The organism is Rhodococcus sp. SG20037 (assembly GCF_031763325.1).
Lineage (GTDB): Bacteria > Actinomycetota > Actinomycetes > Mycobacteriales > Mycobacteriaceae > Rhodococcus_F > Rhodococcus_F qingshengii.
The window spans coordinates 2,342,958-2,365,580 of sequence record NZ_CP134497.1; the positions used below are offsets into that span (position 1 = coordinate 2,342,958).

Here is a 22,623-nt window from a genome sequence, read left to right on the forward strand (position 1 = left end):
TCGCCGTAGACGCTAGGCTCGACCGAGTACTTCCACACCCGAGTACTGCGAATCTCCGGACGCCATGCGCCCGGACGTTCCCGTCTGTGAGGGTGCATGCACAAGGAGAGTTTTCAGTGGGGCGAACAGCCGAGTCGGTTGCTGCAATCATCAAGGCGTACGACGTACGCGGTGTGGTCGGTGAGCAGATCGACGAAGATTTTGTCCGCGACGTCGGTGCGTCGTTCGCCCGCCTGGTCCGCGACGAGGCCGGCGCCGCCACGACGGTTGTGATCGGCTACGACATGCGCGCATCGTCGCCCACACTGTCTTCGGCTTTCGGTGACGGCGTGCTTGCTCAAGGGCTCGACGTCGTCTACATCGGCTTGGCGTCGACCGACGAGCTCTACTTTGCATCCGGTTTGCTGAACTGCCCGGGCGCGATGTTCACGGCGAGCCACAATCCCGCCAAGTACAACGGCATCAAGATGTGTCGGGCCGGCGCCAAGCCGGTCGGTCAGGACACCGGCCTCGCAGTCATCTCCGCCGAGGTCGTCTCGGGTGTTCCCGCGTACGACGGACCGGCAGGCACCGCCAGCACCAAGGACGTCCTCGAGGAATACGCGAGCTACCTCCGCGGATTGGTCGACCTGGCTGCGTTGCGCCCGCTGAAGGTCGCAGTCGATGCAGGCAACGGTATGGGCGGCCATACCGCGCCGGCCGTATTCGGGCCGATGCCCCTCGACGTCCTGCCGCTCTACTTCGAGCTCGACGGCACGTTCCCCAACCACGAAGCCAATCCGCTCGATCCGGCCAACCTCGTCGACCTGCAGGCCTACGTGCGCGAAACCGGAGCGGACATCGGCTTGGCGTTCGACGGTGACGCGGACCGTTGCTTCGTCGTAGACGAGAAGGGCGACCCGGTCTCGCCGTCCGCGGTGACGGCACTTGTCGCCAAGCGCGAACTCGCGAAGGAACCGGGCGCGTCGATCATCCACAACCTGATCACGTCACGGGCAGTGCCCGAACTGGTCGAAGAACTCGGCGGCGTCGCTATTCGTACCCGAGTCGGCCACTCGTTCATCAAGCAGGAGATGGCCGAGACCGGTGCGGTGTTCGGCGGCGAGCACTCCGCTCACTACTACTTCCGCGACTTCTGGGGCGCCGACTCCGGCATGCTCGCGGCGCTGCACGTACTCGCCGCACTGGGCGAGCAGGATCGTCCGCTCTCCGAGTTGATGGCGGAGTACACCCGCTACGCGGCCTCGGGCGAGATCAACTCCACCGTGGCTGACGCGGCAGATCGTACGGCCGCTGTACTGGCGGCATTTGCCGACCGCACCGAGTCGGTGGATCGCCTCGACGGTGTCACGGTCAGCCTCGAGGGAAATGCCTGGTTCAACTTGCGCGCGTCCAACACCGAACCACTGCTGCGACTCAACGTCGAAGCACCCACGTCCGCCGATGTCGACGCATTGGTGAACGAAATTCTGGCGATCGTCCGGGCTTGAATCCGAGTCTGATCGGTTTGTCGGTGAGCCGAAGCCCTGGGATAGTTGGGGGACTATCTCAGGAACGACGGCCTCGGGAACGAGGGCTTTGCCACCACGGACCGCGTGGAGCTGGAATGCTGGATGGTGCGGGAACTGCTAACGGAGAAGGGGGTGCGGTGAGATGACAGCGCCGATGCCGCTTCTCGACCTCGACGACAGCGAGGGTTTGTCAGCTGCCGATTCGGAAGGGCTACTGCGGTCTGTAGCCATGGGCGGCGCACAGATTCGGGCCACCGCGTCGGCCGTCGGTGAGGGTGTGATCTCCCGATTGGCCGGTCTGCGTCCGCGCAGCGTCGTACTCATCGCCGGCGCGGGTGGCGCCCGGCACGGAGCCAGGATCGCGCTTGCTCTCGTCGGAGATTCGGTCGGTTGCCCGCTCCTCGTTCTCGACCGGACGCCGTCGTGGGCCGGGCCATTGGACGTGATCGTCGTCGCCGGTGACGATGCCGGTGATCCACGCCTCGTCGAATCCGTTGACAGTGCCGTACGCCGCGGCGCCGAGGTTGTTGTCGCCGTTCCCGACGAGGGGCCCATGCGAGCCGTGGCGGCCGGGCGCACCATGCCCTTGCCACCGCGGCTCTACGCCTCGCCCCGGCACACTATGACGCGGTTCCTCGCCGTCTTCCTCGCGGTTGCCGCCGAAATCGAGGGCAAGGGATCGATCGAGGACCGTTCGGCGGTGCTCGGTCGAATCGCCGACGCAGTTGATGCGGAGGCGCTGCGGGACGGACCTGCCAACGAGGTATTCCACAACCCGGCCAAGTCGTTGGCCACCAGGATGAGCGGCCGGCGAGTCGTTCTGTGTGGAAGTGGTTCCGTGACAACAGCACTCGCAGAGTTCTCGAGCGTTGCGTTGATGAGCTCCGGCCTGAACGCCGCTGCCGCCGAGATCTCCGAGGTGATTCGTTCGGCGCGGGCACTGTTCGCGCCGGACGCAGCTTCACGTGATTCGGTGTTCCACGACCCCTTCTTTCACGATCCGCAACTCGACGGCGCGCTGCCGACCCCGCCGGCGCGGGCGTTCGTCTTCGCGACCGAATCCACGCGCGGGGAGGCGAGGCGCCGGATGGACGCACTGGCTGACGCCGACCTGGTGGTTGCGGCAGACGAAGACCAGACCAACGTGGTCATATCGGAGATGGAGCAGGTATTCGTGTTGGCGTCTCGAATAGACATGGCCGCGGCGTACGTGCAGTTGACGGGCGGTGCGAAGTAAGTGCGTGAACTCGAAGGTGCACTTCGTTCTTACGCGTGGGGCTCGCGAACGGCAATTGCCGAACTACGCGGTCTTTCGACTCCGTCGAATCATCCCGAAGCGGAATTGTGGTTGGGCGCGCACCCGGGTGACCCGGCGCGCGTGATCACCGAATCCGGAAGCGAGTCGTTGCTCGAGGTCCTGCACCGCGAACCCGAACGCGAACTCGGCCGTGAGAACCTCGAGGCATTCGGTGAGCGACTCCCATTCCTGCTCAAGCTGCTTGCGGCGGAAGAACCGCTGTCGCTTCAAGCGCACCCCAGCGCCGTTCAAGCCGACGAGGGTTTTCGTCGTGAGAACGCACTCGGCGTTCCCATGGAATCGCCGATTCGCAACTACAAGGACGGCAGCCACAAGCCCGAACTCGTTGTCGCGCTCAGCAGATTCGAAGCGCTTGCCGGATTCCGCGAGCCGACGCGGACTGTCAAACTGCTGCGCGCTCTGGCCGTCGACGAGTTGGAGCCGTACATCGGTCTGCTCGAAGGCCAACCCGATTCCGACGGACTGCGGGCGTTGTTCACGACATGGATCACGCTGCCGTCCACGGTGCTCGGGACCTTGCTCCCTGCCGTACTTGCCGGGTGCATCACCTACGTCGCGCACCACGACGCCGAATTCGTGACCGAGATCCGCACCGCGCTGGAATTGAGCGAGGCGTACCCCGGCGACGCCGGTGTTCTGGCGGCACTGCTGCTCAACCGCGTCACCCTCGAGCCCGGCCAAGGACTGTTTCTCGCTGCCGGCAATCTCCACGCGTATCTCCATGGACTCGCGGTCGAGATCATGGCCAACTCCGACAACGTTCTGCGTGGTGGGCTGACACCGAAGCACGTCGACGTGCCCGAATTGCTGAGGGTTCTGGACTTTGTCGGGGCCGATATCGAAGTGCTCGATCCGGCCCCGTCATCTGGATCAGGTCAGTCAGGATCAGGTAGATACGAGTACGTCACGCCGGCGCCCGAATTTCGTTTGACGCGTCTGGAGTTCGACGCGAATTCCACGGACATCGTCGTCGACGCTTCAGGCCCGCGGATTCTGATCTGCACCGACGGCGCGGTCACTGCGACGTGCGGCACTGACACTCTCTACCTCGATCGAGGCCGAGCGGCGTGGATCGCTGCCGACGAGCCTGCGATACACCTGAGCACACGGACCCCGACTGCGCAGGTTTTCAGTGCCGTAGTCGGAAACTAGGAGACATTGTGTCGGCTCATGGTGGCAAGAAGGCAATTCTGGCGGCCCTCGGAGCCAATGCCGGAATCGCCGTAGCCAAGTTCGCCGGATTCTTGATCACCGGATCGTCGTCGATGCTCGCCGAATCGGTGCACTCGGTGGCCGACACGTCCAATCAGGGTTTGCTGCTCCTGGGGCAGAAGAAGGCAGAACGTGACGCGGATCAACTGCACCCGTTCGGCTACGGGCGCAACCGATATTTCTATTCGTTCGTCGTTGCACTGGTGCTCTTCACCCTCGGTTCGCTGTTCGCGATCTACGAAGGCATTCACAAGATTCAGCATCCGGAAGAACTCAATTCGGCTTTCGTGGCAATCGCGATCCTGTTCATCGCGATCTGCCTGGAGGGCTACAGCTTCCGGACCGCAGCGAAGGAATCACGACCGCTCAAGGGAAATGCGTCGTGGTGGAACTTCATCCGAACCTCTCGTAGCCCGGAACTCCCGGTTGTGCTGCTCGAGGACACCGGCGCATTGATCGGTCTCGTCCTTGCACTCGGCGGCGTCGGCCTCACGATGGTGACCGGAAATCCGGTCTTCGACGGCATCGGAACTCTGTGCATCGGTGTCCTGCTCGGCATCATCGCGATCATTCTGATCATCGAAATGCAGTCGCTGCTGATCGGTGAGGGCGCAACGGCGGTGGAGACCGAACTGATCCTCAACGCCCTGGTCGACGGAACTCGTATCGAACGCGTCATTCATTGCAAGACGCAGTACCTCGGTCCCGAGGAGATCCTTGTTGCTGCCAAGGTTGCGGTGCCGATCGGATCGACGATCTCGGACGTGGCGACGGCGATCGACGAGGCCGAGTCTCGCGTGCGCGCTGCAGTGCCTGCGGCGCGGGTGATCTACCTCGAGCCGGACCTGGATCGTCTCAGCGCAGGAGATCGCCCTGAAACAGATCTACAGGCTCCCGACAAACCCTGAACAAAGCTGCGCCTGCGGGCTTAGGCTGATGCCATCTCTCTACTTGCCCATGGTGGGACCTGCTGGTCCCCAGCAAGGAGGCGGCAATGGCTGTCAAGGACGAGCAGGCCGGATCTGGACGGTCGAAGCTGTTTCGAACCAAATCGATCGAGCAGTCCATCAAGGACACCGACGAGCCGGAAACCAAACTCCGGAAAGAACTGAACTCGTGGGATCTCACGGTGTTCGGTGTCGCAGTCGTCATCGGTGCGGGCATCTTCACACTCACGGCTCGGACGGCGGGAAATGTCGCCGGGCCGTCGGTCTCGCTCGCGTTCGTCATTGCCGCCATCGCCTGCGGACTGGCAGCGCTGTGTTACGCCGAATTCGCGTCGACGGTCCCGGTTGCCGGTAGCGCGTACACGTTCTCGTACGCGACATTCGGCGAATTCGTCGCCTGGATCATCGGCTGGGATCTCATCCTCGAATTCGCCTTGGCGTCTTCGGTGGTCGCCAAGGGCTGGTCGCTGTACCTCGGCGAAGTGATGGGCTCACGCAGCCCGATCGTCGAATTGGGGCCGATCTCATTCGACTGGGGTGCGGTGCTGGTGATCGCTGTCATCACGATCCTGCTCGCGACCGGCACAAAACTCTCGTCGAGGGTGTCGCTGGTGATCACGGCGATCAAGGTCGCGGTGGTGTTGCTGGTGATCGTCGTCGGCCTCTTCTACATCGACACCGACAACTACTCGCCGTACATTCCGCCGTCGGAGCCGGGCTCGACGGGAGAGGGCATCCACCAGTCGTTGTTCTCGTACGTGACCGGGGCCGGTGGCAGCACGTTCGGGTGGTACGGATTGCTCGCGGCAGCCAGTCTGGTGTTCTTCGCGTTCATCGGCTTCGACGTCGTCGCCACGACGGCGGAGGAGGCGAAGGAGCCGCAGAAGGCGCTGCCACGCGGCATCCTGGGTTCTCTCCTGATCGTCACGGTTCTGTACGTGGCGGTGACACTGGTGCTGACGGGGATGGTGAAATACACCGAGCTCGAGGGCGATACCTCCAACCTGGCAACGGCATTCGCTTTCCACGACATCACGTGGGCGAAAAACGTCATCTCGTTCGGCGCTTTGGCCGGTCTCACGACAGTGGTGATGGTGCTGATGCTCGGGCAGACCAGGGTGCTCTTCGCGATGGCACGCGACGGTCTGATGCCACGACGCCTGGCACCGACCGGCAAGCACGGAACCCCTGTGCGGATCACGATCTTGGTCGGCGTCGTGGTCGCGGTGCTCGCCGGCGTTTTTCCGATCGGCACCCTCGAGGAAATGGTCAACATCGGCACACTGTTCGCTTTTGTTCTCGTCTCGATCGGGGTTCTCGTGCTCCGTCGGACGCGTCCCGACCTACCTCGCGGATTCAGGGTGCCGCTGGTCCCGCTGGTCCCGATTCTGGCCGTCCTCGCGTGTCTGTGGCTGATGTTCAACCTGTCGGTGGAGACCTGGATGAGGTTCGTGGTCTGGATGGCCCTCGGCGTTGTCATCTATTTTGCCTACAGCAGACAGCATTCGATGATCGGGAAGCGTGAACGCGGCGAAATCGAGTAGATGTACAAAGTTTATGATTTGTCTATCACTTGTACAAAATCAGTAGTACTGTCTACTTCATAGTGAACTGACTCACAGTTTTCGGGTCGGTCCGAATCGAGGAGGTAGACCGTGTCGACGCACGTGGACTCGCAATCCGGCCAGACGCTCCCGCCCGAGCAGTGGCGTGACAAGAAGAGATACCTCTGGCTGCTCGGCCTCGTGCCGCCGACGGCGGTCTTCATCGCCGTCGGATTGGTCGCGTTGTTCAACAGTCTCGGATGGAATGCGGTCTCGCCGGTGTGGTGGTGGATCGGGCCGCTTCTCGTCTACATCCTGCTCCCGATCCTCGACGTCTTCTTCGGCCCGGACGGCGAGAATCCGCCGGACGAAGTGATGGAGCGCCTCGAGAACGACAAGTACTACCGGTATTGCACCTACATCTACATACCGTTCCAGTTGGTCAGCCTGGTCCTGGCCTGCTACCTCTGGTCGGCGACCGATCTGTCCTGGCTCGGAATCGACGGGGGACTTGGGCTGATCTCCAAGATCGGTCTGGCGATCAGTATCGGTTGTGTCGCAGGAATCGGGATCAACACCGCACACGAGCTCGGTCACAAGAAGGACGATCTCGAACGCTGGTTGTCGAAGATCACTCTGGCGCAGTCGTTTTACGGCCACTTCTACATCGAGCACAATCGTGGACACCACGTGCGCGTCGCCACGCCCGAGGATCCGGCGTCGTCTCGCTTCGGTGAGAGCTTCTGGACCTTCCTGCCGCGCAGTGTGTGGGGATCTTTGCGCTCGTCGTGGTCCCTGGAAAAGGCCAGACTCGATCGACTGGGTAAGAAGCCGTGGACAATTCGCAACGACGTCCTGCATTCGTGGTTGATGTCCGTCGTACTGTTCGGTGTCCTCGTCGCCGTCTTCGGCCTCTCGGTACTGCCGTTCCTGGTGCTGCAGGCCGTGTTCGGATTCTGTCTGCTCGAAACCGTCAACTACCTCGAACATTACGGACTGAAGCGTCGTCGTCTGGACAGCGGGCGGTACGAGCGTGCAGCACCGGAGCACAGTTGGAACAGTGATCACATCTGCACCAACATCTTCCTGTATCACCTCCAGCGTCACAGCGATCATCACGCGAACCCGACGCGTCGTTATCAGACGCTTCGAAGCATGGACGGTGCGCCCAACCTGCCCAGTGGGTACGCGAGCATGATCATCCTCGCCTACGTTCCACCGCTGTGGCGAAAAGTGATGGATCCCAAAGTCCTTGCGCACTACGGCGGCGACATCACCCGCGTCAACGTTCAGCCGTCCAAGCGTGATCGCATCCTTGCTCGGTACGGAGCAGCGTGATGAGCAGCTATCGATGCCCGGTCTGTGAATACGTCTACGACGAATCGAAGGGTGCACCACGAGAAGGGTTTCCGGCGGGCACGCCGTGGGATGCCGTGCCGGACGACTGGTGCTGTCCGGACTGCGGCGTGAGGGAAAAGCTGGACTTCGAGCCGATGCCGGCAAATGCGGGGAGTGAATCATGAACGACTACAAGCTGTATCAGTGCGCGCAATGCGGCTTCGAGTACGACGAGGCAGTCGGCTGGCCGGAGGACGGTATCGAACCGGGCACTCGCTGGGACGACATTCCCGAAGACTGGAGTTGCCCGGACTGCGGGGCGGCGAAGAGCGACTTCTTCATGGTTGAGGTCGAACGACGGTGAGATGCGTCGGCGACGAACGGACCTAGGTGCGGCGGTAGTGTCGTCACCATGACTTCGACGCCCACTCGTCTGCCGCAGAAAGAAGCGTCGCGCCTGCTGCTGCGTACGTCGGTGCTCGATTCGATGCGTGAGTTGTTGACCGAGCGCGACTGGTCCGAAGTGACGCTGACGGTTCTGGCCAAGCATGCCGGTGTGAGTCGTCAGACGCTCTACAACGAGTTCGGCTCGAGGCAAGGGCTTGCCGAGGCGTACGCGCTTCGCCTTGCTGACGGCTTCGTCGACGCGGTGGACGAGGCCATGGTGGCGAACGACGGACGTGCAGTCGAGGCGTTGACGGCGGGTTTCGGATCGTTTTTCGCCTCCAGTGCAACCGACCCGTTGGTGATCTCTCTGCTCACCGGTGAGGCCAAGCCGGACCTGCTTCGCCTGATCACCACCGACAGTGCGGTCATCATCGAGCGCGCGTCGTCGCGGCTTGCGGAGAGTTTCCAGCGAGGGTGGATTCAGGCGTCACCCGCCGACGCCGGAATTCTGGCCAGGGCGATTGCGCGTCTCGGGCTGAGCTACATTTCGATGCCGCCGGAGTCCGAGGCTTCGGTGGCGGAGGATCTGGGCATACTGCTCGGGCCGTTCATCGACGTGGCGCGCGAGGGCCGCGCAGTAGAGGGGCGGGCGGGAGAGGGCGTCTAACCGATAGCCTGGTACACCGATAGGCTTGTGCAGAGTATGCACGTCAACCAGGAGAGGCAGATGACGACCTCAGTTTCAACAACGCCCGTGGCCGAGAGCCGTAACGGCATCGACTTCAAAGTTGCAGATCTTTCGCTCGCGGAGTTCGGTCGCAAGGAAATCCGTCTGGCAGAGCACGAGATGCCCGGCCTCATGGCGCTTCGTCGCGAATACGCAGAGGTGTTGCCGCTCAAGGGCGCTCGCGTTTCCGGCTCGCTGCACATGACCATTCAGACCGCGGTGCTGATCGAGACGCTGACCGCGCTCGGCGCCGAGGTCCGCTGGGCTTCATGCAACATCTTCTCCACGCAGGATCACGCTGCCGCCGCCATCGTCGTCGGTCCGCACGGCACCCCGGAAGAGCCCAAGGGCGTTCCGGTTTTCGCCTGGAAGGGTGAAACCCTCGAAGAGTACTGGTGGGCAGCCGAGCAGATGCTGACCTGGCCGGGTGAGCCTGCCAACATGATTCTCGACGATGGCGGCGACGCCACCATGCTGGTGCTCAAGGGCGCACAGTTCGAGAAGGCCGGCGTCGTCCCGCCGACGGACGACGACCAGGATTCCGACGAGTACAAGGTCTTCCTTGCACTTCTGCGTCAGTCCCTCGAGTCCGACAAGGGCAAGTGGACGGCAATCGCCGAGTCCGTCCAGGGCGTCACCGAGGAGACCACCACGGGCGTTCTGCGCCTGTACCAGGTTGCCGCTGCCGGTGAACTCACGTTCCCCGCTATCAACGTCAACGACTCGGTCACCAAGAGCAAGTTCGACAACAAGTACGGCACGCGCCACTCGCTGCTCGACGGCATCAACCGCGGCACCGACGTTCTGATCGGCGGCAAGGCTGCGCTGGTCTGCGGTTACGGAGACGTCGGCAAGGGTTGTGCCGAGGCACTTCGCGGCCAGGGCGCTCGCGTCGCGGTCACCGAGGTCGACCCCATCAACGCCCTGCAGGCGCTCATGGACGGCTTCGAGGTCAAGACAGTCGAGCAGGCCATCGGCTGGGCCGACATCGTGATCACGTCCACCGGTAACAAGGACATCATCACGTTCGAGCACATGAAGGCCATGAAGCATCAGGCCATCCTGGGCAACATCGGTCACTTCGACAACGAGATCGACATGGCCGGCCTCGAGAAGTCCGGCGACGTCACGCGGATCAACATCAAGCCGCAGGTCGACGAGTTCACGTTCGCCGACGGCCACTCGATCATCGTGCTGTCCGAAGGCCGCCTGCTCAACCTCGGCAACGCGACGGGCCACCCGTCGTTCGTGATGAGCAACAGCTTCTCCAACCAGGTCATCGCGCAGATCGAACTGTGGACGAAGCCGGACGAGTACGACAACGAGGTCTACCGCCTCCCGAAGCACCTCGACGAGAAGGTCGCCAAGATCCACGTCGAGGCACTCGGTGGCACGCTGACCAAGCTCACGAAGGATCAGGCAGAGTACATCGGCGTCGACGTCGAAGGCCCGTACAAGCCCGAGCACTACCGCTACTGACCCGGTGATTCGTCGCTGAGGATGTAGCGTCCGCCGTCCCCCGGTCTGCGCAAGCAGGCCGGGGGATAGGCTTGTCCGCCGTGGGAACACTGGTGGCATTGGAAGGCCTCGACGGCGCTGGAAAGCGAACGTTGATCGGCAAAGTGGAGAGCGAACTCCGCCGCGGCGGCACGTCGATCGCGACTCTGGATTTTCCGCGGTACGGGAAGTCGATCCACGCAGATCTTGCTGCCGAGGCACTCAAAGGATCGCACGGAGACCTGGCTGAATCCGTGAACGCGATGGCAGTCCTGTTCGCCCTGGACCGCGCGGGTGCGGCGGATCGGATCTCGGACCTGTTGTCCGCCAACGACATTGTTCTCCTCGACCGCTACGTGGCGTCCAACGCCGCCTACAACGCGGCGCGCGCGCATCAGGGCGTGGACGGCGAGATGGTCGCCTGGGTCCGTGAATTGGAGTTGGGTCGACTCGCTCTTCCCGCTCCCGATCTGCAGTTGTACCTCGACGTGCCGGTAGCTCTGGCCGAGCAGCGTGCCCGCTCGCGTGAGGCCGAGGACGCGTCGCGTCAGCTCGACGCCTACGAGCGCGACGGCGGCCTGCAGGCCAGAACCGGTGAGCTTTACAAGCAGTTGGCAGCGACGGACTGGGTCTCGCCCTGGTGGATCGTGGGGCCGGAGACGGACCCGGGCGAACTGGCGCGCAGGCTCGCGGATTTCGCGTGATCGGTCACCCTTGCGGCCGGGATTCGAACTTTCCGGCACAGTAGAGGGAAAGACGCGGCACGCCGCACGGCCTCGTAACGGTCTGATTCATCGCTCCGAGATGCAACGATAGGGATATGAAACCAAGGATTCTGGTTGTCGACGACGACACGGCACTCGCCGAGATGCTCACGATCGTGCTGCGTGGTGAGGGTTTCGATCCCTACGTGGTAGGCGACGGAACCCTGGCGCTCGCGGCAGTGCGTGAGACCCGGCCCGACCTCGTCCTGCTCGATCTCATGCTTCCCGGAATGAACGGGATCGACGTATGCCGAGTTCTGCGTGCGGATTCCGGCGTGCCCATCGTGATGTTGACGGCCAAGACCGACACCGTCGACGTCGTACTCGGCCTCGAATCCGGCGCGGACGACTACATCATGAAGCCGTTCAAGCCGAAGGAGCTGGTGGCGCGGGTGCGTGCTCGCCTGCGCCGTACGGAAGAGGAGCCGGCCGAACTGCTGAGCATCGCCGACATCGTGATCGACGTTCCGGCACACAAGGTCAGCCGCGGCAGCGAGCAGATCTCGCTCACACCACTCGAATTCGACCTGCTGGTCGCATTGGCGCGCAAGCCGCGCCAGGTGTTCACCCGTGAAGTCCTCCTCGAGCAGGTGTGGGGATACCGCCACGCCGCCGACACCCGCCTAGTGAACGTGCACGTTCAGCGTTTGCGCGCCAAGGTCGAAACTGATCCCGAGAATCCCGAAGTGGTTTTGACGGTCAGGGGGGTCGGCTACAAGGCCGGACCGCCGTGAGCGGAGTTTCCAGGTGGCGTCGTCGTCTCAACCGACGGCTGACGCCATTTCTGCGGTGGTGTCACTCGATGAGCAACACCCTCGCGCACACGTGGCGACGCTCGCTCCAATTGCGAGTGGTCGTCTCGACTTTGACGTTGTCCTTGATCGTCATCGTCATTCTCGGTGTCGTGCTGACCAGCCAGATCACCGATCGGCTGTTGGAAACGAAGATCACCGCGGCGACCGAGGAAATGGACCGAGCCCGCGGCATCGTCGAAGACCAACTGGCGGGCGTCGACGATTCGACGGCGCTCAACGTTCAATTGGAAAGCGCTGCATCCGGACTGACGAGCCGTCGAAACCAGACCTCGGGCCAGGCCTCCGGGTCGGCCGGCACCTTCGACCCGGTGCTCATCGTGCCAGGGGACGGGCCGCGCCAGCCGACGAGTTCGGGACCGGTCGATCAGATCCCCGACAACCTTCGCGAGTTCGTCAAACGCGGCCAGATCAGTTACCAATTCGCGACGGTGTCCAACCCGAACGGTTACTCCGGACCGGCGCTGATCATCGGTAGCCCCACCGCGTCGTCGATATCGGGACTCGAGCTGTATCTGATCTTCCCGCTCGCCAGCGAAGACCGAAGTCTGTCGCTTGTTCGAAGCACCCTGCTGATCGGTGGAGCCGTGTTGCTGGTGCTCTTGGCGGCGATTTCGCTGTTGGTTGCCAGACAGGTCGTGCTTCCCATCCGATCGGCCTCGCGAATCGCGGTGCGTTTCGCAGACGGCCGACTCAAGGAACGAATGCCGGTCCGCGGCGAGGACGACATGGCGCGCCTGGCCATGTCCTTCAACGAGATGGCCGAGAGTCTGTCCAAACAGATCACCCAGCTGGAGGAGTTCGGCAGCCTCCAGAAACGCTTCACCTCCGATGTCAGCCATGAACTCCGCACACCTCTGACCACGGTCCGGATGGCCGCCGACCTGATCTACGACGGCAGCGAGAACCTCGACCCGATGCTGCGTCGGTCGTCGGAACTGCTTGTCGCCGAACTGGACAGGTTCGAGGGGCTTCTGGCGGACCTCCTCGAGATCTCCCGTCACGACGCCGGTGTCGCGGAACTTGCGTCCGAACAACTCGACGTCCGTATGTGTGCGCGAGCGGCCGTTTCCACGGTTCGCCATCTCGCCCGCGAATCCGGCACCGAACTGATCGTGGACATGCCCGACGAGCCGGTCATGGCAGATGTCGATCCGCGCCGCGTCGAACGCATCCTGCGAAATCTCCTTGCCAACGCCATCGACCACGGTGAGGGGAAGCCGATTCTGCTTCGCCTTCGCGCCGACGACAATGCCCTCGCCTTCATCGTCCGCGACAGTGGCGTCGGGTTGCGTCCGGGCGAGGAGAAGTTGGTCTTCAACCGGTTCTGGCGATCGGACCCGTCCCGTGTGCGCCGCAGTGGTGGCACCGGACTCGGCCTCGCAATCAGTGTCGAGGACGCGAATCTGCACGACGGCAAGCTCGAGGCCTGGGGCGAACCGGGAGTCGGAGCCTGCTTCCGGCTGACGCTCTCGCGCACCCGTGGCAAGAAAGTCGTGTCGAGCCCACTGCCTCTCAAGCCGACGACCACAAAGTTCGTCCGCACGCCGAGCGAAGCCGACATCGTCGCCGATACCGTCGGCGAGGTCACGTCGTCCCTGCCGACTCCGCGCGAATCGGACTCGCGGAACGAGTCCAACGGTGGGGATCGATCATGATCGGAACCCGCCGCCGTCTGGCACTTCTCGCAACAACGCTCAGCGTGCTGTTGCTGACCGGCGCGTGCGCGAGTTTGCCGGAATCCTCTTCGCCGCAGGCAATCGGAACTCTGGCAACCGCTGTGCCCGGAACCTCCGTCGAATCACCGGCCTCGGGGCGAGAGCCGGACCTGCTGGTACGTGACTTCGTCAAGGCGAGTACCGATCCGTCCAACCGGCACGCCGCAGCCCGTCAGTACCTGACCAAGGACGCTTCGGCGCGTTGGGACGACGCGGCAAGTGCTGTCATCGTCGACAAGGTCGATGTGCTCTCGGTTTCTCGAACCAGCACCGAAGCCGTCTACACGATTCGTGTGAACAAGGTCGGTCGCCTCGACCCGGGAGGACTGTACGTTCCCGAAGAGGGCAGCTTCGAAGCGAGGATGACCCTGGCGTTGACCGACGGCGAATGGCGGATCAGTGATCTGCCTCCCGGCGTGATCATGGAGCGTCCGCAGTTCCTCGGCGCTTACCAGCGGAAGTCGTTGTTTTTCCTCGACCCCACCAGCCAGACGGTCGTCCCCGATCTTCGCTGGATCTCCGGCGGGCAGGACCAGGTGGCGGCTCAGCTGATCGGTCTGATGATCGACGGACCGAAGGCAGCGCTGGCGCCGGCTGTGCGAAACGAACTGGGCAATGGCGTGTCGGTGATCGGTCCGATCACCAAGGCCGACGGTAAGCCGGGACAGGTCGGAGTCGGTCTCGGTGGTGTGCGCATCAACTTCCGCCTTGACAACCCGATGGATGCTGCTACTCGCGGTTTGTTTGCAGCACAGGTCATTTGGACGCTCGCCAACGCCGATGTGGCAGGGCCGTACGTTCTGGAGATCGACGGCGAACCGCTGGACGCGGCTCATGCCGACGGCTGGACCACCGCCGACGTCGCATCCACGAACCCACTGGCCACCACGAGTGCAACCGTCGGACTGCATGCACTGCGCAACGGTTCACTGGTGAGTGTCACCGAGCAAGAGGCGACTCCGGTGCCCGGTTTCGCGGGCAATGCGGGCAACCTCACGGCGGCTGCTCTCTCACGGGACGGCAAGTTGGTGGCAGCCGTCGCGGACACCGCTCGGCCGGATCCCGGCACAAGATTCGACTTGTCGCTCGGGACATACGGCGAAGGGTCCGTTCCGGTACTCGAAGGCAGCGCCATCACCAGACCTTCGTGGGAGTTGGACAACAACGCGGTCTGGACGGCTGTGAACGGCAATACCGTCGTTCGGGTCGTCCGTGAACCAGGCACCGGCCGGGTGTCGGTCACCAACGTCGACGTCGGGGCCCTGACGTCGGTCGGTTCCACGATCTCGGAACTGCGTCTGTCGCGGGACGGCGTGCGAGCGGCGATGATCATCGACGGCAAGGTCTACCTGGCTGTGGTCGTGCGCACCGCCAGCGGGGTCTACGCCCTGACGAGTCCACGCGCAGTGGCCTCCGGCTTGGGCAGTACCGCGCTCTCACTCGACTGGAGCAACAGCGACACCATCGTGATCGCGCGCAGTGGAGCCGACATACCGGTTGTCCAGGTCGCGATCGACGGCTCACGGATGGACGCGCTGCCGAGTGGAAACCTGACCGCTCCCGTCACCTCCGTGGATGCATCGCCGACCACCGAGTACGTCGCCGACGCGCGTGCGGTGTTCCAACTGAACAACAACGACCCCGCCGGGGATCGCCGCTGGCGTGAGGTGACCGTGCTGACCGGACAGAAGGCGATTCCGGTTCTGCCTGGCTGACGCCTCTGCGCTCTGGTGAATGTCTGCGCTCTGATGCATGTCGGTGCTCAGGTTCATGATTAGGCCATGGGGGACAAGAAATTCGGTGCCGGTCTGCTCGACCTGCTGTTGCCACGCGAGTGTGGTGGGTGTGGCCGCTCGGGGACTCTGTGGTGCGGTGAGTGCGCGGAACTGCTGCGCGATCATCCGCTTCAACTGAGTCCGCGCGTGGATCCGGGCGTGCCCGTCTGGGCACTCGGCCGCTACGACGGCCCCAGGCGACGCAGTGTGATCGAGATGAAGGAACGGGGTCGTCGGGACCTCGCGATGCCTCTGGGGATCGCTGTGGCCGACGCGTTGGCCACTCTGGAACGGTGGGGCGAGCTCGGCAGCGGGGGGCGTCCGCCGATCGTGCTGGTGCCGGCTCCCACGCGCGCCCGAGCGGCGCGATCTCGCGGGGGTGATCCGGTTCGCCGGATAGCCGAAAGTATGCGCGGAAAGCGGGAAATTGGTTCTGTCGCGGGTCGTCCGGTACGTGTCTGTCCGATTCTCCGGATGACGCGAGGTGTACGTGACTCGGTGGGACTGTCCGCGGCCGACCGGGTGACCAACGTGAACGGTCATGTGTCTCTCGACACCACTGCGATCTCTTCGATTGCCGGGGACAGTGACATCGTCCTGCTCGACGACGTCCTCACCACGGGAGCGACTGCGGCAGAGTCGGTTCGGGCCCTCTCGCTCAGCGGGATTCGTACAACTCTCGTGCTTGTCCTTGCAGGGGCTTAGATGAATTTCGTTGGAACAGTGGCACTCGCGCGCGTTACGTACTAGCGTCGGCGGCACACCCGAAAATACTGGTAGGAGGTGGTACTTCGATACTGGTGCCGGGCGGATCCCCTCTCGGTACTTGCAGAATTTGCCGCCGCCCACCGTGGGGCGGGGCCGTAATTGGGAGGTACGAGTGACGACCCCTTCGCAAGCCTCGTTTTTCATCGAGGACGCCACCATCGAGCGTTCCGAGAATGCCGCAGCTCCGAGATCCGACGTCGTAGTCAAGGGACGAAATGTCGAGATCCCCGATCACTTCCGAATCTACGTTTCGGAAAAGCTGGCGCGACTCGAACACTTCGACCCCTCCATATTCCACTTCGACGTGGAACTGCAACATGAACGCAACCGACGACAGGCCAAGAGTTGCCAGCGCGTCGAGATCACCGCTCGAGGTAAAGGCCCGGTGGCCCGAGCCGAAGCGTCCGCAGACAGCTTCTACGCCGCCTTCGAATCGGTGATCGACAAGCTCGAGAGTCGCCTCCGTCGAACCAAGGACCGCAAGAAGGTCCATTACGGCGACAAGCGACCGGTGTCCGTCGCGGAGGCAACCGCCTCCCTCGTCGACGCAGACTCACTCGGAGTCACACCGGACATTTCGCTGAACGGTCAAGAGCCGGACGAGTACGACGGCCCGGGACGCGTGGTCCGCACGAAGGATCACCCGGCCGAGCCGATGACCATCGACGACGCTCTCTACGAGATGGAACTGGTCGGACACGACTTCTTTCTCTTCCATGACAAGGAGTCGGACAAGCCGTCCGTCGTCTACCGTCGTCACGCTTTCGACTACGGATTGATCCGCCTGACATGACCCAATCGGTGGTGGGTTTGCTCGCTCGCCGCCGGTAGCGCCTACCATGGAATCCGGCCGGAGTTTTCGGACCCCGGCCGGATTTTCAGTGTGTGACCCCCTGTCGCCGAAGATTGAGGACGAAGAAGACTGTGCCGTCGCTGTCGCTATCGAAGCTGCTCCGTGTTGGTGAAGGTCGCATGGTCAAGCGGCTCAAGCACATCGCCGAGCATGTGGAATCTCTGTCGCCCGATGTCGAAGGCCTGACAGACGAGCAACTCAAAGCCAAGACCACCGAGTTCCGTGAGCGCTATGCCGCCGGGGAAACTCTCGACGAGTTGCTGCCCGAGGCTTTCTCCGTGGCCCGTGAGACGTCGTGGCGCGTGATCAATCAGAAGCACTTCCACGTGCAGATCATGGGTGGCGCGGCCCTGCACTTCGGCAACGTCGCCGAGATGAAGACCGGTGAGGGCAAGACTCTGACGTCGGTTCTTCCGGCTTATCTCAACGCGATCGCGGGTGACGGCGTCCACGTGGTCACCACCAACGACTACCTTGCCAAGCGCGACTCCGAGTGGATGGGCCGCGTTCACCGCGCCCTCGGCCTCGAGACCAGTGTGATTCTCTCGGGCATGACGCCGGCCGAGCGCCGCGTCGCCTACGCAGCCGACATCACGTACGGCACCAACAACGAGTTCGGCTTCGACTACCTGCGCGACAACATGACGCACTCGCTGGACGACCTGGTCCAGCGTGGCCATGCGTTTGCCATCGTGGACGAGGTCGACTCGATCCTCATCGACGAAGCCCGAACCCCGCTCATCATCTCGGGCCCGGCCGACGGCTCCAGCAAGTGGTACAGCGAGTTCGCGCGCATCGCGCCGCTGCTGAAGAAGGACGTTCACTACGAGGTCGACATCCGCAAGCGCACCATCGGTGTGCACGAGGCGGGCGTCGAACTGGTCGAGGACCAGCTCGGTATCGACAACCTGTACGAAGCCGCGAATTCGCCGCTGGTGAGCTACTTGAACAACGCGATCAAGGCCAAGGAGCTCTACACCAAGGACAAGGACTACATCGTCCGCGACGGTGAGGTCATCATCGTCGACGAGTTCACCGGCCGCGTGCTGGTCGGCCGCCGCTACAACGAGGGCATGCACCAGGCGATCGAGGCCAAGGAGAAGGTGGAGATCAAGGCGGAGAACCAGACCCTTGCCACCATCACCCTGCAGAACTACTTCCGTCTGTACGACAAGTTGTCGGGCATGACGGGTACCGCCGAGACGGAAGCTGCCGAGCTTCACCAGACTTACACGCTCGGTGTGATCCCGATCCCGACCAACCGTCCGATGGTCCGAGTCGACAACGGCGACCTCATCTACAAGACCGAGGAAGCCAAGTTCGACGCGGTGGTCGACGACGTCGTCGAGCGCCACGAGAACGGCCAGCCCGTCCTGATCGGTACCACCAGCGTCGAGCGCTCGGAGTACTTGTCCAAGCAGTTCACCAAGCGCGGCGTTGCCCACAACGTCCTCAACGCCAAGTTCCACGAGAAGGAAGCGACCATCATCGCCGAGGCCGGTCGCTCCGGCGCGGTCACCGTCGCGACCAACATGGCCGGCCGCGGTACCGACGTCGTGCTCGGTGGTAACCCGGACATCATCGCGGACATCGCGCTGCGCAAGAAGGGCCTCGACCCGGTCACGACGCCGGACGAGTACGAGGCAGCCTGGGACGCAGTCCTGGACGAGGTCAAGGCTGAGGTCAAGGCAGACGCCGAGAAGGTCCGCGATGCCGGCGGCCTGTACGTCCTGGGCACCGAGCGTCACGAATCGCGCCGAATCGACAATCAGTTGCGTGGTCGTTCCGGACGTCAGGGTGATCCCGGCGAATCGCGGTTCTACCTTTCGCTCGGTGACGAGCTCATGCGCCGCTTCAACGGTTCGGCACTCGAGTCGATCATGACGCGCCTGAACCTGCCCGACGACGTCCCGATCGAAGCCAAAATGGTCTCGAAGGCCATCAAGAGCGCTCAGACCCAGGTGGAGCAGCAGAACTTCGAAATTCGCAAGAATGTCCTCAAGTACGACGAGGTCATGAACCAGCAGCGAACGGTCATCTACAAGGAGCGCCGCCAGATCCTCGAGGGTGAGGACATGGAAGGCCAGGTCGAGCAGATGATCACTGACGTGGTCACCGCCTACGTCGACGGTGCCACCGCTGAGGGATACGTCGAGGACTGGGATCTCGAGCAGCTGTGGACGGCGCTGAAGACGCTGTACCCGGTCGGCATCGATCACAAGACGTTGGCAGGGGAGGACGGCGCAGGCATCAACAGTGACCTGAGCCGTGACGACCTGCGAACCGCTTTGCTCGAAGACGCCCACGCGGCGTACAAGAAGCGCGAAGCCGAGATCGATGCGATCGCCGGCGAAAACGGTATGCGTGAACTCGAGCGTCGTGTCTTCCTCTCGGTCCTGGACCGTAAGTGGCGTGAGCATCTCTACGAGATGGATTACCTCAAGGAGGGAATCGGTCTGCGTGCGATGGCCCAGCGCGATCCGCTGGTCGAGTACCAGCGCGAGGGTTACGACATGTTCATCGGCATGCTCGACGGATTGAAGGAAGAGTCCGTCGGATTCCTCTTCAACCTGCAGGTCGAGGCAGCTCCGGCGCAGCCCGCAAGTGGAATTTCCGTCACCGCGGGCTCTGCCGCCGCGGCGTCCGCCACGGCGCCCAAGCCGCTCCCCACGCAGGAGGCTGCGGCCAGGACAGCCGGAACTGCCGCCCCGACGGCGTTGCGCGCCAAGGGACTTGACGACGAAGGTCCGTCGCGTCTGACGTACACCGGCCCGGACGAGGACGGCAAGGCAAAGGCAACACGTGACTCGGCTGCCGACACCGGCGACGGTGCCGCCTCTCGTCGCGAACGTCGTGAAGCCGCACGGACGCAGTCGAAGAGCAATCGAGCTCCGAAGTCCAAGCGCAAGCGCTGAGGTATTAGCGCAGTCAGTACTCGGCAGGCTGGACGGTCACACCACGTGTAGTGCGGTGACCGTCCAGCCTGTTTCGTCTGTGTGGTCGATCCGGCCTGCGACGGCAAAAGTCTGCGTGCCTCGTGTGTACGTCGCACAGACTTCGGCGGTACTCTCCGACACTGCTTGAACGTGGGTGCGGTGAACGGCCGCGCCGCCCAGCTTCCGGGCCGAGAAATCCGAAGTGTAAAGTCTCGCAACAACTTCCAGGACGGACGGCGTCAACACGCCCTTGAGTTGCCGTGGATTTCGTCGTCGGTCGACGGTTTCGAGAACCAGACGTAGTGATCGGTTCCAGAAGATGTCGGCACCTACCAGCCGCGGTTCCGGAGCGTGAGTGAACCCGGTACTGGGCGACGTTCCGTTGTGTGGCGTCTTTCGCTGGCGACGCAGCATCCGGTCTGTTCGGCACTGCGTTCGGTCTGGCCGGCACTGTGGCCGCGACAGCACGACGGTATGCGGGTGAGGCTCGAATTGCGGCGCCGGCTCGAGAACGATCTTGCAGTCCTGCTCCATGACATCCCCCCCGGATGATCCTGCGTCCGAGACAGCTGTCTCGGACTTCGCTCCCCCGAGCGATGGTGAGAAGCATGACACGAATCGCTCGAGATGTCGCCGTGATCACCATCGCGACTTAGGGTGATGGCGTGCGGGGACTTCTGTTGGATGTCGGTGGCGTGCTGTTCGGTCCGGGATCGGATCTCGACGGCTTGAGCGCGGTCGTGCGCGCGGTGAAGGCCCGCGGAATAGTGACGGGAATCGTCAGCAACGATCCCGGCGGCGCCAGTGCTCAGTGGTTGCGGGATCTCGGCGACGGGGTCTTGGTCGACGACGTGATCGTGTCCGGTGATGTCGAGATGGCAAAGCCCGACGCCGAGATCTATCTGTTGGCAGCGAGTCGTTTGGGCGTCGAGCCGGAGGATTTCGTTTTCGTGGATGATCTCGAAATCAACGTCCGGGCGGCTGTGGCCGTCGGGATGGTCGGGGTCCATCACGTCGGCTCGGAATCGACCATCGAGGAGTTGTCGATTCTGTTCGATCTCGGCGAAGGAGGGGACACGAAGCCATGGTGAACAGACTGACGACTCAGGATGCCGCTTTCTACTTCCTCGAAGCCGGGACGACGCCGATGCATGTCGGCTCGTTGGGGATCTTCAGGCAACTGCGAAACGGGATCGATCACGAGGAGTTGCTTCGACTTGTCGAAGAGCGGCTCGGATCGGTTCCGCGGTACCGACAGAGAGTTCGCGAGGTGGCGTTCGGTCTGGCCCGCCCGGTATGGGTGGACGACTCGGATTTCGACATCACTTATCACGTACGCCGATCTGCTCTGCCCAAACCAGGTTCCGACGAACAGCTGATGGATCTGATCGCGCGGCTGACGTCGAGACCACTCGACAGCACGAGGCCGTTGTGGGAGATGTACCTGGTCGAGGGGCTGACCAGAAACAGATTTGCCATCTTCACGAAGTCTCATTCGTCGTTGGTGGACGGCGAGGCGGCTCCAGAGATCAGTCAGGTGATCTTCGATCCGGAGAAGAATCGAGCGCCAGGCCCCGAAGAATTGTGGATGCCCGCCAGGCCGCCGAGCGATACCAGCTTGTTGGTCAGTGCACTGGCGGATCTCGTGACGAGCCCGGGGGAGGGGATCGCACGGGCGCGTGCAGCGTTCAACGACGTGACCACATCCGTCACCGAGGCTGTGAGTGCACTCGGGAAACTCGCGGAAGTGGTTCGAACGGCGACGCAGGTAGCCCCGTCGAGCCCGCTCAACGCCACCATTTCGCGCAATCGACGCCTTGCGGTGGCCAAGACGTCTCTGGAGGACTATCGACGTATTCGCGCGCGGTACGGGTGCGAGATCAACGACGTGATTCTGACCGTCATCGCAGGTGCGATGCGGAACTGGTTGCTCTCGCGCGGTGAACCGGTGACCGAGGCGACCATCGTGCGAGCGATGGTGCCCATGTCGGTCTACACCGACGGCCCGGAGAGTCCTGACGTCGACGATCCGCAAGCGCCCGGACATGTTTCCTCGTTCCTCATCGACCTGCCTGTCGGTGAACCCAACGCGGTGGTTCGGCTCTCGCACGTGGCCCATGCGACGGAGGCATTCGCGCGTCAGGGTCGGCGGGTCACCGCGCAGACGATGGTGCGAATGTCCGGGTTTGCGCCGGCGACGCTGCATGCGATGAGCTCCCGCGCGGCCAGTAGTCTGTCGCAGCGAATGTTCAACTTGATGATCACCAATGCGCCAGGGCCGCAATTTCCGCTTTACCTCGGTGGTGCTCGGATGCTCGAGATGTATCCCGTGTCGCCACTGCTCAAGAATCAGACACTCAGCATCGCCCTGACGTCGTACGACGGAAATGTCTACTACGGTTTGAATGCCGACCGTGACGCGATGTCGGACGTCGACGTCGTTCGTTCGCTGATCTTCGAGTCACTCGAGGAATTGACGGATGCGAGTCGGTGACGAACGAGCATGAAGGTGGTCT

Annotated in this window: 20 protein-coding genes; 19 read left to right on the forward strand and 1 reads right to left on the reverse strand. The window is 63.0% G+C overall.

Annotated features, from left to right (window positions below; translation table 11 throughout):
* The first annotated feature begins 116 nt into the window (after positions 1-116).
* The 17 genes from RHP72_RS10855 (at position 117) to secA (ending at position 20,086) form a co-directional block, all read left to right on the forward strand.
* A complete protein-coding gene (locus RHP72_RS10855; RefSeq protein WP_003941022.1) occupies positions 117-1,490 on the forward strand; it encodes a phosphomannomutase/phosphoglucomutase in 1,374 nt (457 codons plus the stop codon).
* A gap of 163 nt (positions 1,491-1,653) precedes the next feature.
* Complete coding sequence (locus RHP72_RS10860) at positions 1,654-2,748, forward strand: hypothetical protein (RefSeq protein WP_058039087.1); 1,095 nt, start codon at positions 1,654-1,656, stop codon at positions 2,746-2,748.
* Positions 2,749-3,981 carry a mannose-6-phosphate isomerase, class I gene (manA, locus tag RHP72_RS10865; protein ID WP_064688946.1) on the forward strand — a complete coding sequence of 411 codons (1,233 nt, stop codon included), beginning with the start codon at positions 2,749-2,751 and terminating at the stop codon, positions 3,979-3,981.
* 8 nt (positions 3,982-3,989) lie between these two features.
* Entirely contained in the window at positions 3,990-4,949 is a 960-nt protein-coding gene (locus RHP72_RS10870) for a cation diffusion facilitator family transporter (RefSeq protein WP_283551788.1), read from the forward strand.
* An 86-nt stretch (positions 4,950-5,035) separates the two neighbouring features.
* Positions 5,036-6,532, forward strand: a complete 1,497-nt coding sequence (locus RHP72_RS10875) for an amino acid permease (protein ID WP_007731185.1) — start codon at positions 5,036-5,038, stop codon at positions 6,530-6,532.
* 111 nt (positions 6,533-6,643) lie between these two features.
* On the forward strand, positions 6,644-7,870 hold the full coding sequence (locus RHP72_RS10880) for an alkane 1-monooxygenase (protein ID WP_054781789.1): 1,227 nt from the start codon (positions 6,644-6,646) through the stop codon (positions 7,868-7,870).
* Positions 7,870-8,055, forward strand: a complete 186-nt coding sequence (locus tag RHP72_RS10885; RefSeq protein WP_311094674.1) for a rubredoxin — start codon at positions 7,870-7,872, stop codon at positions 8,053-8,055. Before RHP72_RS10880 ends, RHP72_RS10885 begins: the two co-directional genes overlap by 1 nt.
* The gene (locus tag RHP72_RS10890) at positions 8,052-8,234 is read left to right on the forward strand and encodes a rubredoxin (protein ID WP_003940894.1); all 183 of its coding nucleotides are present in this window, start codon (positions 8,052-8,054) and stop codon (positions 8,232-8,234) included. Before RHP72_RS10885 ends, RHP72_RS10890 begins: the two co-directional genes overlap by 4 nt.
* Positions 8,235-8,282: 48 nt before the next feature.
* Entirely contained in the window at positions 8,283-8,924 is a 642-nt protein-coding gene (locus tag RHP72_RS10895) for a TetR family transcriptional regulator (RefSeq protein ID WP_003941024.1), read from the forward strand.
* Positions 8,925-8,984: 60 nt separating this feature from the next.
* Entirely contained in the window at positions 8,985-10,463 is a 1,479-nt protein-coding gene (gene ahcY, locus RHP72_RS10900) for an adenosylhomocysteinase (RefSeq protein ID WP_003940766.1), read from the forward strand.
* 80 nt (positions 10,464-10,543) lie between these two features.
* The gene (locus RHP72_RS10905) at positions 10,544-11,185 is read left to right on the forward strand and encodes a dTMP kinase (protein WP_007731190.1); all 642 of its coding nucleotides are present in this window, start codon (positions 10,544-10,546) and stop codon (positions 11,183-11,185) included.
* Positions 11,186-11,301: 116 nt separating this feature from the next.
* Positions 11,302-11,979, forward strand: coding sequence for an MtrAB system response regulator MtrA (gene mtrA, locus RHP72_RS10910; RefSeq protein WP_003941013.1), 678 nt, complete (start codon positions 11,302-11,304; stop codon positions 11,977-11,979).
* Positions 11,976-13,715, forward strand: a complete 1,740-nt coding sequence (mtrB, locus tag RHP72_RS10915; RefSeq protein ID WP_019747781.1) for an MtrAB system histidine kinase MtrB — start codon at positions 11,976-11,978, stop codon at positions 13,713-13,715. The genes mtrA and mtrB overlap by 4 nt, the downstream gene beginning before the upstream one ends.
* Positions 13,712-15,490, forward strand: a complete 1,779-nt coding sequence (gene lpqB / locus RHP72_RS10920; RefSeq protein WP_003940768.1) for an MtrAB system accessory lipoprotein LpqB — start codon at positions 13,712-13,714, stop codon at positions 15,488-15,490. Before mtrB ends, lpqB begins: the two co-directional genes overlap by 4 nt.
* Before the next feature lie 66 nt (positions 15,491-15,556).
* The gene (locus RHP72_RS10925; protein ID WP_037129148.1) at positions 15,557-16,255 is read left to right on the forward strand and encodes a ComF family protein; all 699 of its coding nucleotides are present in this window, start codon (positions 15,557-15,559) and stop codon (positions 16,253-16,255) included.
* Between the two features lie 175 nt (positions 16,256-16,430).
* The gene (gene hpf / locus RHP72_RS10930) at positions 16,431-17,111 is read left to right on the forward strand and encodes a ribosome hibernation-promoting factor, HPF/YfiA family (protein WP_003940893.1); all 681 of its coding nucleotides are present in this window, start codon (positions 16,431-16,433) and stop codon (positions 17,109-17,111) included.
* A 131-nt stretch (positions 17,112-17,242) separates the two neighbouring features.
* The gene (secA, locus tag RHP72_RS10935; RefSeq protein ID WP_050654900.1) at positions 17,243-20,086 is read left to right on the forward strand and encodes a preprotein translocase subunit SecA; all 2,844 of its coding nucleotides are present in this window, start codon (positions 17,243-17,245) and stop codon (positions 20,084-20,086) included.
* Between the two features lie 36 nt (positions 20,087-20,122).
* On the opposite strand, the gene RHP72_RS10940 is transcribed toward secA, so the two are convergent.
* On the reverse strand, positions 20,123-20,641 hold the full coding sequence (locus RHP72_RS10940) for an Rv3235 family protein (RefSeq protein ID WP_311094676.1): 519 nt from the start codon (positions 20,639-20,641) through the stop codon (positions 20,123-20,125).
* Between the two features lie 131 nt (positions 20,642-20,772).
* On the opposite strand from RHP72_RS10940, the gene RHP72_RS10945 reads away from it, so the two are divergent.
* Together RHP72_RS10945 and RHP72_RS10950 are read left to right on the forward strand one after the other, a co-directional pair.
* Positions 20,773-21,198: an HAD-IA family hydrolase gene (locus RHP72_RS10945; protein ID WP_311094677.1), complete on the forward strand. Its 426-nt coding sequence runs from the start codon at positions 20,773-20,775 to the stop codon at positions 21,196-21,198.
* The gene (locus RHP72_RS10950; protein WP_007731194.1) at positions 21,192-22,601 is read left to right on the forward strand and encodes a wax ester/triacylglycerol synthase family O-acyltransferase; all 1,410 of its coding nucleotides are present in this window, start codon (positions 21,192-21,194) and stop codon (positions 22,599-22,601) included. Before RHP72_RS10945 ends, RHP72_RS10950 begins: the two co-directional genes overlap by 7 nt.
* Positions 22,602-22,623 lie beyond the last annotated feature (22 nt).

What these genes read in the sequence shown, in the direction of transcription:
- RHP72_RS10875 (WP_007731185.1), top strand. Translation starts at nt 5,036, where the DNA reads ATGGCTGTCAAGGACGAGCAGGCCGGATCTGGACGGTCGAAGCTGTTT.
- RHP72_RS10885 (WP_311094674.1), top strand. Translation starts at nt 7,870, where the DNA reads ATGAGCAGCTATCGATGCCCGGTCTGTGAATACGTCTACGACGAATCG.
- ahcY (WP_003940766.1), top strand. Translation starts at nt 8,985, where the DNA reads ATGACGACCTCAGTTTCAACAACGCCCGTGGCCGAGAGCCGTAACGGC.
- RHP72_RS10940 (WP_311094676.1), bottom strand. Translation starts at nt 20,641, where the DNA reads ATGGAGCAGGACTGCAAGATCGTTCTCGAGCCGGCGCCGCAATTCGAG.
- RHP72_RS10895 (WP_003941024.1), top strand. Translation starts at nt 8,283, where the DNA reads ATGACTTCGACGCCCACTCGTCTGCCGCAGAAAGAAGCGTCGCGCCTG.
- RHP72_RS10860 (WP_058039087.1), top strand. Translation starts at nt 1,654, where the DNA reads ATGACAGCGCCGATGCCGCTTCTCGACCTCGACGACAGCGAGGGTTTG.
- RHP72_RS10950 (WP_007731194.1), top strand. Translation starts at nt 21,192, where the DNA reads ATGGTGAACAGACTGACGACTCAGGATGCCGCTTTCTACTTCCTCGAA.
- lpqB (WP_003940768.1), top strand. Translation starts at nt 13,712, where the DNA reads ATGATCGGAACCCGCCGCCGTCTGGCACTTCTCGCAACAACGCTCAGC.
- RHP72_RS10925 (WP_037129148.1), top strand. Translation starts at nt 15,557, where the DNA reads ATGGGGGACAAGAAATTCGGTGCCGGTCTGCTCGACCTGCTGTTGCCA.
- RHP72_RS10890 (WP_003940894.1), top strand. Translation starts at nt 8,052, where the DNA reads ATGAACGACTACAAGCTGTATCAGTGCGCGCAATGCGGCTTCGAGTAC.
- mtrA (WP_003941013.1), top strand. Translation starts at nt 11,302, where the DNA reads ATGAAACCAAGGATTCTGGTTGTCGACGACGACACGGCACTCGCCGAG.